Origin of the sequence: Nocardioides panzhihuensis (genome assembly GCF_013408335.1) — a bacterium.
Classification (GTDB): domain Bacteria; phylum Actinomycetota; class Actinomycetes; order Propionibacteriales; family Nocardioidaceae; genus Nocardioides; species Nocardioides panzhihuensis.
Window position 1 is genome coordinate 2,946,572 of sequence record NZ_JACBZR010000001.1, and the last position, 12,764, is coordinate 2,959,335.

Genomic DNA, 12,764 nt, shown 5'->3' on the forward strand with positions numbered 1-12,764 from the left:
CAAGGGGGCAGACCGAAGATTTTGCGAAGCGAGCACGAGGGGACACTGGTGAAGTGACGCGCACACGCTCCAACCGCCGCCTGGAACGACCGCGAGAGCAGGTGCTCGCGACCACCCTGGAGATGGTTGCGGAGGAGGGGCTCGCCAAGGTCACGATGGCGTCCCTCGCCGCTCGGCTCGGCACCAGCGGCGGCCACCTCCTCTACTACTTCGGCACCCGCAACGGCCTGCTTCTGGAGACCCTGCGGTGGAGCGAGAGCGAGTACGCCGCGCAGCGGGCACCAATCCTGGAGAAGGTCGAGCAGGACGGATCCGGGGGCGTCGACGCGCTGCTCTCCTTCACCGCCGTCTACCTCGCCCTCGACGAGCGTGACCCCCGCTGGCTCCTGTGGCTCGAGCTGTGGGCCCGTGCGCCGTACGACGGCGAGCTCGCCGCCGCGCAGCGCGCGATGGACGACGAGTGGCACGCCGACCTGGTCCGGCTCTTCGCCGCCGCCCTCCCCCAGGTGCCTGAGCGCGAGGCGGTCTCCGAGCGCCTGCGGGCGATGTGGGACGGCTTCAGCATCGGCATCGTCACCGGCGGCGGCACCGCCCTGCGCGACCACGCCCTCGAGCACACCCGCGCCGCCGTCACCGGACACGAGGGGTAGCGGGCACTAGGCCTCAGTCTTCCAGGACGTACCGCAGATATCTCGCCGGGTCCGCCAGGAACCGTCTGGTCAGGGCGACCGGTTCGGCGTCGTCGTAGGCGACCTGCTCGATGCGCCCCTCGTCGTCGAACTGCAGGATCCTCGCGCCGGGCACCGAGAGCAGGATCGGAGAGTGCGTGGCGATGATGAACTGGGATCGCTCGTCGGCGAGCTCGACGATGCGTGCGACCAGCGCCAGACAGCCCTTCACCGAGAGCGCAGCCTCGGGCTCGTCGAGGATGTAGAGACCGCCGGGCCAGAACCGGTTCATCACCAGGTCGAGGAACGACTCCCCGTGTGAGCGCTCGTGGGGCGAGACCCCGCCGTAGGCGTCCGAAGTGTCCAGGCCGAGGCTCTCCATCTCGGTGGCGACGTTGTAGAACGACTCCGCCCGCAGGAAGAAGCCGGTGCGCGGTCGCTTCAGTCCGCGCTCGATCACGATGTGGTCCGCAAGGGACGACTCGGTCGCACGGGTGGCGAAGCGGAACGAGATGGAACCGCCCTCGGCGTTGAACCCGGACGCGACCGCTATCGCCTCGATGATCGTGGACTTTCCGGTCCCGTTGTCGCCGACGAGGAACGTCACCCGTTGGTCGAAGTCGATGCCTTCCCCGCCGGCCAGCTCCCGGACCGCGGGCAGAGTGAACGGATACCGACCGGTGTCATGCCTGGGGTCGAGCGTGATCCGAGCGACGTAGCGCTCGTCGAACCGCACGCCTCAGCACACCTTCGGGTCGATGGGCGGCCTCTTCACGCCGGTCGGGTCGAGCCGTTCGAGCATGGTCCCGGCGATCTCGGCCAGCTGGCTCACCTGGTCGGGGCTCAGCGAGTCGAAGACGTACTCGCGCACGGCGTCCACGTGACCGGGAGCGGAGGCGGCCATCTTCTCGTGGCCGGTCTCGGTGAGTCGTACGTTGGTAGCCCGGCGGTCGCCAGGACAGGTGAGCCGCTCGATGAGGCCACGGTCCGCCAAGCGCTTGACCACGTTGGAGAGCCTGGGCAGCGTCGCGTTGGTGTAGCCCGCCAGCTCGGTCATCCGCAGGGTCCGGTCGGGAGCCTCGGAGAGCATGGCCAGCACGCCGTAGTCGAAGTGGGTCAGACCGGCGTCGCGGCGCAGCTGGGAGTCGAGGGCGCCGGGGAGCAGCTCGAGGACGGCGATCAGGCGGACCCACGCCGCACGCTCCTCCGGCGACAGCCAGTTGCCCTCCACGCCACGGAGTGTGCCGCAGAAAGTTGCCCGGAACAAACAAACGTCGCCTAGAGTTAGTTCAAGCAACAACCATTGAGCACCGTCGCAGGAGACCGATCATGAGCACCGCACCTCAGAGCACGACCGCCGCCGCGGACGCCCGTCTCCCCCGGACGCATCCGTTCGCCCAGCACTTGCGAGCCGTCGAGGCACGCGAGGCGACCGACCCACATCGCGCCTGGACGTCGGCGGACGGCCCGCTACCGAGCCTCTACCTGTCCCACGGCGGCGGCCCGCTGCCCCTGCAGAGCCCCGAGTGGCTCGACCCGCTGCACACCTGGGCCCGCTCGTTGCCCCGTCCCAAGGCCATCCTGGTCATCTCCGCGCACTGGGAGTCGGCGCCCCTCTCGATCAGCGCGACCCGTCCTGACGAGCTGGTCTACGACTTCGGCGGCTTCGACCCGATCTACCACTCGGTGCGCTACGACACTCCGGACGCCGGCGAGCTCGCTCGCACCACCGCGGCGCTGATGCCCGACACCGAGACCGCTCACCAGCACACCCGCCGCGGCCTCGACCACGGAGCCTGGGTGCCGCTGAAGATCATGTACCCGGCTGCCGACATCCCGGTCGTCCAGCTCTCCCTGCCCACCGAGGACCCCGACAGGCTGCTCGCGCTCGGCGAGCGTCTGCGGCCGCTGCGGGAGGAGGGCGTGCTCGTGGTCGGCTCGGGCCACATGACCCACGGGCTGCCGTTCATCACCCGCGAGATGATGACCGAGAACAAGCCGGCCGGCTGGTCCGCCGACTTCGACGCCTGGGCCGCCGACGCCCTTGATCGCGGCGACGTCGCCGAGCTGGCCAGGTTCCGCACCGCCGCCCCCGGGATGCCGTACGCCCATCCGACCGTCGAGCACTTCACCCCGCTCTTCGTCACCCTGGGCGCGGCCACCGACCCGACCGCTCCGGTCACCACGACGCTGGACGGCTACGGCCTAGGCCTCTCCCGCCGCTCCTTCCAAGCCGCCTGACCCCGAGACGTCAGTTTCTGACGCCGAAAGGTCAGTTCGCGAAGCTGAGAAGTCGATTTCTGACGCCGAAGAGTCAGTCCCTCGCCTCCGGGAATCGACCTCTCGCGGTCAAGAACCGACCTCTCGGCGTCAAGAACCGACCTCTCGCGGGGGCTCCTGGGGCTGGCGGAGTTGTACGGAGAGGACTGGCGCGAGCGGCAGGCGGGCCAGCAGCAGGGCCTGGTAGGCGTGGTAGACGTCCGGTTTGCCGTGCCAGACCACGTGCGAGGGGCGGTTGTGCTCGTCCAGCTCGTGATGCCAGTTGCCGTGCTCGCGGTCGACGAGGTGGGTCTCGATGTACGCCTCGAAGCGCTGTCGCCAGTCGTCGTAGGTCGTCTCACCGGTCCGGGTGTGCAGCGCGCCGGCGGCGGCCAGCGCCTCCGCGGCCACCCAGTGCAGCCGCAGCCGGGTGACCGGCTTGCCGTCCCAGGAGGTCGTGTAGACGAAGCCGGTCTCGCCGTCGGCGGACCAGCCGACCTCGACAGCACGGGCGAAGAGCGCCCGGGCGTCCTCGACCAGCCACGACGGAGGCTGCGGCAGCGAGGCGTCCAGGTGGAGCAGCAGCCGCGACCACTCCAGCAGGTGCCCCGGGGTGCAGCCGTAGGGCCGGAACGGATCACCCGGCCGGTCGGCGTTGTAGTCGAGCAGCGGCGACCAGGAGAGGTCGAAGTGCTCGGGCAGGTCATAGCCGTGCGAGCGGGCGACATCGTGGATCAGGTGCTCGGCGATCGCCAGCGCCCGCTGGTGCCAAGCGCCGTCGCCGGTGACATCACCCGCGGCCAGGAACGCCTCCACCGTGTGCATGCTGGAGTTGGCCCCGCGGTAGGCCTCCCCCGATCCGAGATCGCGCTCGAGGCTGTCGACCACGCGGCCGGAGTCGTCGAGGAAGTGCTGCTGCATCACTCCCAGCGCTTCGTCGAGCAGCGCGTCGGCCCCGGGCACCCCGGCCGCGACCCCGCTGCTCGCCGCCAGGATCACGAAGGCGTGCGCGTAGGCCTCCTTGAGGGTGTCGATCGGCTCGCCGTCCGTCGAGACCGAGGCGTACCAACCGCCGAGCTCGTCGTCGCGCAGCGCGCCCGACATCGCCCGGATGCCGTGGGCCGCGAGCTCGGCGGCCTCGGAGCCCGGCAGATCCCCGCGCAGGTGCGCGAGCGCGAAGACGTGGGTCATCCGGGCGGTGATCCAGGTGTGCACCGGCTCGGCCGGGTCCGGGTGACCGGACTCGTCCAGCCACCAGAAACCGGCGGGCGAGGCCGCCGACGGCCGGGCGAACCCGGCCAGCCGGCGGCACTCGGCGTCCGCGTCGATCATCCCTTGACCGAACCTGCCATCAGCCCGCCCACGAAGTAGCGGCCGAGCAGGATGTAGATGATCAGCGTCGGGACGGACGCGATCAGCGCGCCCGCCATGCTGGCGGAGTAGTCCTGCAGCTGACCGCTCGCCAGGAAGTTGAGCGCGATCGTGACCGGCCCGTTCTGCGAGGTCGAGAAGAAGAGCGCGAACAGGTAGTCGTTCCACGCCGAGGTGAACTGCCACATCAGCACCACCACGAACGCCGGCGCCGAGATCGGCAGGATGATCGAGGCGTACGTCCGCAGCATGCCGGCGCCGTCGACCCGAGCCGCCTCGACGAGCTCGACCGGGACCCCGGCGTAGTAGTTGCGGAAGATCAGCGTGGTGATCGGCAGGCCGTAGACGACGTGCAGCACGATCAGGCTCGGGACGCCCGAGGGGACGCCCAGGTTGCCCATCAGCTGGACCAGCGGCACCATCACGGCCTGGTAGGGGATGAACATCCCGAACAGGATCAGCGTGAACACCACGTCAGCGCCCGGGAAGCGCCACTTGGAGAGCACGAACCCGTTCATCGAGCCGAGCACCGAGGAGATGATCGAGGCCGGGATGACCATCGCGAACGTACGCCCCAGGGCCGGCCCGAGCTGCTCCCAGGCACGTACCCAGCCGGCGGTCTCCCAGGACTCGGGAAGCTTCCAGGCGTTGGTGGGGGTGGCGTCGCCGATCCCCTTGAAGCTGGTGACGAACAGGACGTACGCCGGGAGCAGGACGACCAGCGCGAAACCGATCAGCAGGACGTACTTGATCGTGCGGGCGACTCCGCGGGAACGCTGTCCGGGGACCCGGGAGGCGACAGCGGCCGGGATGGCTTCGGTCGTCGTCATTGGCGACGCTCCTGACGATAGGTGGAGACGAGGTAGGGCACGATCAGGATGGCCACGATCAGGAGCAGGACCGTCCCGATGGCGGCCGACCTGGCGTAGTCACCGCGGGTGAACTCGACCCACATCTGGGTGGCCGGCACCTGGGTCGTGTAGTTGGTCTGGCCCGCGATCGCCATGATCAGGTCGAAGACCTTCAACGACATGTGCCCGATGATGATGATCGCCGAGAGGGCGACCGGACTCAGCTGCGGGAAGATGACGTGCCGGTAGAGCTGCCACTCCGAGGCGCCGTCGATCCGAGCCGCTTCGCGAAGCTCCTCGGGGATCCCGCGGAAGCCGGCCAGGAAGAGCGCCATCACGTAGCCGCTGAGCTGCCAGATCGCCGGGACGGCGATCGCGAGGATGCCCCAGCGCTCGTTGGTCCACCACGGGTTCTGCAGGAAGTCGAGGTGAAGCGTCTCGAAGAGCCGGTTCAGGCCGGAGGCACGGTCGCCCTCGGCGTTGTTGAGCAGCCAGCGCCAAACCACACCCGAGGCGACGAACGAGACCGCCATCGGGAACAGGTAGATCGCCCGGAAGAGCGACTCGCCTCGGGCCTTGCGCTCGAGCAGCCATGCCCACAGAAACCCGAGGGACAGCGTGCCGACGAGGAACGTCGCGGTGTAGAGCAACAGGTTGCGCAGGGAGTAGATGAAGTCGTCGTCGGTGAACAGGTCGCGGTAGTTGTCCAGCCCCGCGAAGCCCTGCGACGGCCCGATGTTGTGCCGGTCCTGCAGGGAGGTGTGGATGTTGGATCCGATGAGGCCGTAGACGAAGACGCCGATGACGATGACGGTCGGCAGGATCAGGAGTACGGGCGCGACCCACCCGCGACCGCCGGGGCGGCGGCCCCTGGGGCGTCTGGGCCGCTGGGACCGTCCGGGTCGCTTGACGGCGCTGGGCACCGTGGAGGACATGTGTCCGTCCTTTCACAAAGGGCGGCCGAGGAGCTGCGGCGGATGCTGCCTGCCGCAGCCCCTCGGACCGGGTGGGTCATCGGGCTCGAAGGAGCCCTGGGTCACTCGGGCTTGTTGTCCTCGGCGGCCTCGACGAGGCCCTCCTGGAGCTCGGCGACGTCGTTGTTGCTGCCGAACTTCGCGACGGCGGCGGTGATGTCGGTCAGCCAGTTGACCGAGGTCGCTGCACCGTGAGCGAGCGAGGAGACGATCTCGTCCTCGCCCCACGACTTGATCGCGGTCTGCTGGTACTCGTTGAAGTCGGCCGTGTCGGCCGTGGTGCTGGCCGGGATCGAGCCCTTCGCCTTGTTGAAGGCCACCTGGCCCTCGTCGCTGGCGATGGTCTCGAGCCAGGCCTCGGTGCCGGCCGGGTTGGGGCCGTCGACCGGCTTGGTGAACGAGTCGGCCAGGAAGTCGAAGACGCCGTCGGTGCCCGGGACCGGGGTCGCGGTGTAGTCGGTGCCGAGTGTCTTCTTCTGCTCCTGGAAGGCCGCCTCGGCCCAGTCACCCATGACGTTGAACGCGGCCTGGCCGTCGATGACCAGCTGGGTCGCGTCCGGCCAGTCGAGTCCCTGGCGGTCGGTGTTGGTCAGCGAGAGGAGCGTGCTGTACTTCGCCAGCGCGGCCTCGACCTCGCTGCCGCTCCAGTCCGTGGTGCCGTCCCAGAGACCGTTGTACGCCTCAGCGCCGAGGTCGGCGAGGAGCACGCTCTCGAGCAGGTGGACCTGCGTCCAGTCGGTCGCGATCGAGAGCGGGATGATGCCCTCGGCCTTGATCTTCTTCAGGTCGGCGATCCAGGCGTCGAGCGAGTCGTAGGTCTTGCCGGCATCGATGCCGGCCTTCTCCAGGACGGCCGGGTTGGCCCAGAGCACGTTGGCGCGGTGGATGTTCGAGGGGACGGAGTAGATGCCGCCGTCCTGCTTCAGTCGCTCGAGGAGACCCTCGGGGAAGCGCTCGTTCCAGCCCTTCTCCTCGTAGAGGTCGGTGAGGTCCTCGATCTGGCCGGCGTTGATGTAGTCGGTCAGCTCGGCACCCGCGTGCGCCTGGAAGGTGGCCGGCGGCTCACCGTTCTGCAGGCGGGACTGGAGCACGTTCTTCGCGTCGCTGCCGGCGCCACCGGCGACGGCCCCGTTGACGAACTTCAGATCGGGGTTCTGGTCGTCGAACACCTTGACCAGGGCGTCGAGCCCGGCCTTCTCACTACCCTCGGCCCACCAGGTGAAGACCTCCACCTCGTCGGTGCTGCCGCTCTCGCTGTCGCTCCCGCAGGCGGAGACCGCCAGCAGGCTCAGGGCGGCCAGGCCGGCGGCCAGGGCCTTACGCGTTGCGTTCATCTTTGATCCTCCGGTTGCGCGACCGCTACGTCGGTGAGTGATCTGGGTTACTCCCGGCCGCGTGCCGGGACAACGTACGCCTCTCCTTTCTGCCTAGTCAACGCATAACGCAGGACGTTTCCAACCTGATATCTGTCGCAATTCGACATAATCACCTACAGTCTCGGCATGACCACTCCGGAGTCGCGGCTGCGTGTCGCCAATCGCTCCCAGGTTCTAGATCTCCTGGGACGGTCGGCGCCGGTCAGCCGCGCCGAGCTCGCCCAGCGCACCGGACTGTCTCGCAGCACGGTGTCGAGCATCGTCCAAGAGCTGCTCGCCTCCGAGCAGATCGTCGAGACCACCGGCGCCGCCCTGCCCCGCGGGGGCGGGCGGCCGCCGTCGCTCCTCACCGTCAACGGCGCTCCCGGCACGCTCGTCGGCGTCGACATCGGCCACCGGCACGTCCGGGTCGCGGTCGCCGACCTGGCAGCGAAGCCCCTGGCCGAGCACGAGATCCGGCTCGACGCCGACAACTCCCCCATCGAGACCATCGACCGGGCCGCGGCGCTCGTGCGCGAGTGCCTGGCGACGGCCGGCATCGACCCCAGGACGGACCGGGTCCTCGGCGTCGGCATGGGGATCCCAGGCCCGGTCGACCCGCACAGCGGGATCGTCGTCTCCCCCATCCTGGCCAACTGGATCGACCTGACTCCGGGTGACGAGCTGGCCCGCCGCCTCGGCATGCCTGTGCACGTCGAGAACGACGCCAATCTCGGCGCGCTCGCCGAGGTCGCGCACGGCGCCGCGCGCGACGTCGACGACGTCATCTACGTCAAGGCCTCCAGCGGCATCGGAGCCGGGCTGATCCTGGCGGGCGAGCTCTTCCGGGGCGTCACCGGGATCGCGGGCGAGATCGGCCACGTACGTTTCGATGAGAACGGCCCGATCTGCCGGTGCGGCAACCGCGGCTGCCTGGAGAAGGCGTTCGGCGGGTCCAGGCTCGTCGAGCTGCTGCAGCCCGCCTACGCCGAGACGCTGAGCGTCGAGCGGCTCCTCGAGCTCGCCCAGGAGGGCGACATCCGGGTCAACCGGATCCTCGACGACGCCGGCCGTGCCGTCGGCCGCGTGCTGGCCGATCTCTGCAACCACCTCAACCCGGCGCTGATCGTCGTGGGCGACACGATGCGGGACTCGGAGTCCTTCGTCCTCGGGATCAAGGACTCCATCGACCGTTTCACCCAACCCGACACCGCCGCGGCGCTCGACGTGGTGCCGAGCGAGCTCGGCGAGAACGCGGGCGTCATGGGCGCGCTCGTCATGGCGAACTCGGCCGCTCCGGCACGGGCGGGAACAATATGAGCAACCGCTCAGTTGAGCGACACATGACTTCACTCTTCTCACCGTTGAGCCTGGGTTCGACGACCCTCCCCAACCGAGTCCTGATGGCACCGCTGACCCGGATGCGCGCCAGCCAGCCCGGTGACGTACCCAACACGCTGATGGCCGACTACTACCGGCAGCGCGCCTCGGCGGGCCTGATCGTCTCCGAGGGCACCCAGATCTCGCCGCAGGGCAAGGGCTACATGGACACCCCGGGCATCTACTCGACCGAGCAGGTCGAGGGGTGGCGACAGGTCACCGACGTCGTGCACGAGGCCGGCGGACGGATCGCGGCGCAGCTGTGGCACACCGGCCGGGTCTCCCACGAGTCCTTCCACGACGGCGGCCTCCCGGTGAGCGCCTCCGCGCTCCCCTATCGCAACCGCACGACCGTACGCGGCGAGGACGGCACCCCGACCCGGGTCAGCTGCCCCACTCCGCGCGCCCTGGAGACCGAGGAGATCGCGGGCGTGGTCGACGACTACCGTCGCGCCACCCGCAACGCCCGCGAGGCTGGCTTCGACATGGTCGAGGTCCACGCCGCCCACGGCTACCTGCTGCACCAGTTCTCCAGCGCGAGCAGCAACGAGCGCACCGACCCCTACGGCGGCTCCCTGGAGAACCGTGCCCGCCTCACCCTCGAGGTGCTGGACGCGGTCGTAGCGGAGTGGGACCCCGAGCACGTCGCCATCCGGATCTCCCCGATCGGCTCGTTCAACGGTGTCGAGGACCCCGAAGGCGCCGAGATGGGCCTCTACCTCGCCACCGAGATCGGCAAGCGCGGCATCGCGTTCCTGCACCTGTCCGAGCCCGACTGGGCCGGCGGCCCGGAGCTGAGCGACGACTACCGCAAGCAGCTGCGCACCGCACACCCCGGTCCGATCGTGGCCGCGGGCGCCTACACCTCGGAGAAGGCCGAAAGGCTCCTCGGGGCCGACCTGATCGACGCGGCCGCCTTCGGGCGCACCTTCATCGCCAACCCGGACCTGCCCCGGCGCCTGCAGGAGCAGCTGCCCCTCAACGAGCAGAACCCGGCGACCTTCTACGGCGGCGGCGAGGCCGGTTACACCGACTACCCGGAGTGGAGCGCCTGAGTTCATTCCGGGCTCACCCGAACCCCGCATCTCGCGGCCGGTCATTCGGCGGTTACTGGAGACGTGTCTGGATCACCGCGTGGGTCCCGTCGGTGCGCCAGCCAGGTTCGTGCGCTTCCAGGCGTGCGAGGCGATCTTCAGGGATACCAACGGCCAGGTCGGACTTCAGTGTCCGTAGCGCCACCAGCGGCGCTGGGAAGTGCTCGACGAGGTCGGAGAAGCTCGAGGTGGGCGGCCAGCGTCGGTCGCCGACAAGTCGACGATAGTTGAGGTCGCCCTTGATGATCACGAGCTCGGACTCCTCGAGCGCACCGGCGAGGCCGGCGGGGATGTCGTGGAAGGTCAGCGGGCTACACCAGAACGCGTGGGCTTGGACCGCGATCCGCCCGTCGGTGATCGCAGCCGCAAGTCGTGCTGCCATGGCGGCCACCGCGCCGGTGTGCCCGCCGAGGTGGCCGAGGATCGTGAGCAGATCATGGACGGTGGCGTCAGAGACGAAGTAGGGCTGCGGCTTCAGGTGCAGGACCACTCGCGCCGCCCGACGTGTGCTCAAGAGCCGGTCGATGAGCAGCAGATCGGCGACGAGCTCACGGCCGGCGTTGTCTGCGATCAGATCCACCCTGCCCGCGTCGTGCCCACTCAGATGGGACCAGACCTCGTCGGCGTCGTCGACGATGAGATCGTCGACCTGCGCGGCGTCGGCCGATTGCGGCTTGGAGAGCCGGAACCCGAGGTCGGATCGATTGCCCCACAACGACGCGAGCAGAGCACTGTGCAGCCCCTCCTCTTCTGGGGCTGTGACGATGCCCGCGACCTGGTCCAGGTCCCGGTCCAGCTCGCCCGAGATGAGTTCAGCATCCTTCTGCGACTTGAACGGGTCGACACCAGCCCACGGACCGTCGCCGAAGTAGCCGGTGGCCTGCAACAGAAGCCGGTAGAAGTACGACTCCGCCCACAGGAACGGGACCTCGAGCCAAGGGCGACCGACGTACGGGGCCACCCAGGCCTCCCATGCGCTTCGGTCCGCGGACGGCTCGGTGAAGGGCGGCACAACGTCCCGGATCGCCCCACCGAGCTGGTCGAGATTGCGCTGGACCGCCGGCGGGTACGGGAGGCTCGATCGCACCTTCGCGATCAACTCGGGGTGACGTCGAGTCAGCACACCGTTGCCGAAGGAGTCGGGCTCCTTGGAGTCGATCTCCTCGGCGGTCATGCTCTGGCCGGTTCGCATCGTCGGGTCCTTCCGTCTCGGTCGAAGGTAGCGCACCGGCTGCTCACGTCCGACCGCAGAAGGAACCTCGGCCTCGAACGACGTGGAGCTGGCAGTGGCCGGGAGGTGAAGGCCCAGCGGCTCACATCTGCGATGATTCGGCCGTGAGCATCTCGACCCCGTCACGTACCAATGTCGTTGATCGGTTCTTCCAGATCAGTGCCCGCGGATCCACGGTCGGCCGCGAGGTCCGGGGCGGCGTGGTCACGTTCGTCACGATGGCCTACATCGTGGCGCTGAACCCGTTGATCCTGGGCTTCGCGGAAGACGTCAACGGTGACCTGCTCGGCGGCAACGGCGGCGACAACATCGCCGCGATCGCGGCCGGGACGGCGCTGGTGGCGGGCGTGATGACCATCCTGATGGGTCTTGTCGCCAACTACCCGATGGCGCTGGCCACCGGACTCGGGCTCAACGCGTTCGTCGCGTTCTCGATCGCGGGGCAGATGACCTGGGCCGATGCCATGGGGCTGGTGGTGATCGAGGGGCTGGTGATCCTCGTGCTGGTCCTGACCGGCTTCCGGGAGGCCGTCTTCCACGCCGTGCCGCGCGAACTCAAGACCGCGATCTCGGTCGGGATCGGCCTGTTCATCGCGGTGATCGGCTTCGTGGACGCTGGGTTCGTACGCCGCATCCCCGACGCCGCGAACACCACGGTCCCGGTGCAGCTGGGCCCGGCCGGGCAGCTCGCGGGCTGGCCGGTGCTGGTCTTCGTCATCGGTCTCGCCCTGGTCATCACCCTGTGGGTGCGCAAGGTGCGTGGCGCGATCCTGATCTCGATCGCCGTGACCACGGTCCTGGCCATCATCGTCGAGGCGATCGCCAAGCTCGGCGCGAGCAGCGCCGAGAACCCGACGGGATGGTCGCTCAACGTCCCGGCGCTGCCGGACAAGATCGTCGACTGGCCCTCCTTCGCCACGCTGGGCGAGTTCAATCTGCTCGGCTCCTTCGAGAACGTCGGCATCGTGACCGCGGTGCTGCTGATCTTCACGCTCATGCTCGCCGACTTCTTCGACACGATGGGCACGATGACCGCGATCGGCTCCGAGGCCGGGCTGCTGCAGAAGGACGGCACCCCGCCGCGTACGCGCTCGATCCTGGTCGTCGACTCGCTGGCCGCCGCGGCCGGCGGTGCCGGCGGTGTCTCCTCCAACACCTCCTATGTCGAGTCCGCCTCTGGCGTCGGTGAGGGCGCCCGCACCGGCCTGGCCGCGGTCGTCACCGGTGTGCTCTTCCTGCTCACCACCTTCCTGGCTCCCCTCGTCACCGTCATCCCGTCGGAGGCGGCGGTGCCCGCCCTGGTGCTGGTCGGCTTCTTGATGATGCAGCAGGTCAAGGACATCAACTGGAGCGATCCGGGCATCGCCATCCCGGCGTTCCTGACGATCGTGCTGATGCCGTTCACCTACTCGATCTCGGTCGGCATCGGTGCCGGCTTCCTCGCCTACGTGCTCATCAAGATCGTCCGCGGCGAGGCGAAGAAGCTGCACCCGCTGATGTGGCTGGTGGCGGTGCTGTTCGCCGTCTACTTCGCGATCCACCCGATCTCGAGCTGGCTGGGCTGACGGTTGCGGGCAGATG

12 protein-coding genes are annotated in these 12,764 nt (G+C 68.9%); 5 read left to right on the plus strand and 7 right to left on the minus strand.

The features are described 5' to 3' along the window. Positions 1 to 53 precede the first annotated feature (53 nt). Positions 54 to 650, plus strand: a complete 597-nt coding sequence (locus BJ988_RS13980; RefSeq protein ID WP_179658545.1) for a TetR family transcriptional regulator C-terminal domain-containing protein — start codon at positions 54 to 56, stop codon at positions 648 to 650. 13 nt (positions 651 to 663) lie between these two features. On the opposite strand, the gene BJ988_RS13985 is transcribed toward BJ988_RS13980, so the two are convergent. Both BJ988_RS13985 and BJ988_RS13990 read right to left on the minus strand, forming a co-directional pair. Beyond that, positions 664 to 1,404, minus strand: a complete 741-nt coding sequence (locus BJ988_RS13985; protein WP_179658546.1) for an AAA family ATPase — start codon at positions 1,402 to 1,404, stop codon at positions 664 to 666. A gap of 3 nt (positions 1,405 to 1,407) precedes the next feature. Further along, positions 1,408 to 1,899: a MarR family transcriptional regulator gene (locus BJ988_RS13990; protein ID WP_179658547.1), complete on the minus strand. Its 492-nt coding sequence runs from the start codon at positions 1,897 to 1,899 to the stop codon at positions 1,408 to 1,410. Positions 1,900 to 1,997: 98 nt separating this feature from the next. On the opposite strand from BJ988_RS13990, the gene BJ988_RS13995 reads away from it, so the two are divergent. Continuing rightward, on the plus strand, positions 1,998 to 2,909 hold the full coding sequence (locus tag BJ988_RS13995; protein ID WP_179658548.1) for a dioxygenase family protein: 912 nt from the start codon (positions 1,998 to 2,000) through the stop codon (positions 2,907 to 2,909). 129 nt (positions 2,910 to 3,038) lie between these two features. Here the strand turns inward: BJ988_RS13995 and BJ988_RS14000 are convergent, their stop codons facing one another. The 4 genes from BJ988_RS14000 to BJ988_RS14015 all read right to left on the minus strand — a co-directional run bounded on the left by BJ988_RS14000 (position 3,039) and on the right by BJ988_RS14015 (position 7,457). Continuing rightward, positions 3,039 to 4,259 carry an AGE family epimerase/isomerase gene (locus BJ988_RS14000; RefSeq protein ID WP_179658549.1) on the minus strand — a complete coding sequence of 407 codons (1,221 nt, stop codon included), beginning with the start codon at positions 4,257 to 4,259 and terminating at the stop codon, positions 3,039 to 3,041. Then, entirely contained in the window at positions 4,256 to 5,128 is an 873-nt protein-coding gene (locus BJ988_RS14005) for a carbohydrate ABC transporter permease (protein WP_179658550.1), read from the minus strand. The genes BJ988_RS14000 and BJ988_RS14005 overlap by 4 nt, the downstream gene beginning before the upstream one ends. Beyond that, positions 5,125 to 6,084 carry a carbohydrate ABC transporter permease gene (locus BJ988_RS14010; RefSeq protein WP_179658551.1) on the minus strand — a complete coding sequence of 320 codons (960 nt, stop codon included), beginning with the start codon at positions 6,082 to 6,084 and terminating at the stop codon, positions 5,125 to 5,127. Before BJ988_RS14010 ends, BJ988_RS14005 begins: the two co-directional genes overlap by 4 nt. A 101-nt stretch (positions 6,085 to 6,185) precedes the next feature. After that, a complete protein-coding gene (locus tag BJ988_RS14015; protein WP_179658552.1) occupies positions 6,186 to 7,457 on the minus strand; it encodes an ABC transporter substrate-binding protein in 1,272 nt (423 codons plus the stop codon). A gap of 168 nt (positions 7,458 to 7,625) precedes the next feature. Here BJ988_RS14015 and BJ988_RS14020 point away from each other — a divergent pair, with 168 nt between their 5' ends. Next, positions 7,626 to 8,798, plus strand: coding sequence for an ROK family transcriptional regulator (locus BJ988_RS14020; RefSeq protein WP_179658553.1), 1,173 nt, complete (start codon positions 7,626 to 7,628; stop codon positions 8,796 to 8,798). Between the two features lie 23 nt (positions 8,799 to 8,821). Next, entirely contained in the window at positions 8,822 to 9,913 is a 1,092-nt protein-coding gene (gene nemA / locus BJ988_RS14025) for an N-ethylmaleimide reductase (protein ID WP_179658554.1), read from the plus strand. Between the two features lie 52 nt (positions 9,914 to 9,965). On the opposite strand, the gene BJ988_RS14030 is transcribed toward nemA, so the two are convergent. Beyond that, complete coding sequence (locus tag BJ988_RS14030; RefSeq protein ID WP_218860861.1) at positions 9,966 to 11,144, minus strand: damage-control phosphatase ARMT1 family protein; 1,179 nt, start codon at positions 11,142 to 11,144, stop codon at positions 9,966 to 9,968. 143 nt (positions 11,145 to 11,287) lie between these two features. On the opposite strand from BJ988_RS14030, the gene BJ988_RS14035 reads away from it, so the two are divergent. Next, complete coding sequence (locus tag BJ988_RS14035; protein ID WP_179658555.1) at positions 11,288 to 12,748, plus strand: solute carrier family 23 protein; 1,461 nt, start codon at positions 11,288 to 11,290, stop codon at positions 12,746 to 12,748. Positions 12,749 to 12,764 lie beyond the last annotated feature (16 nt).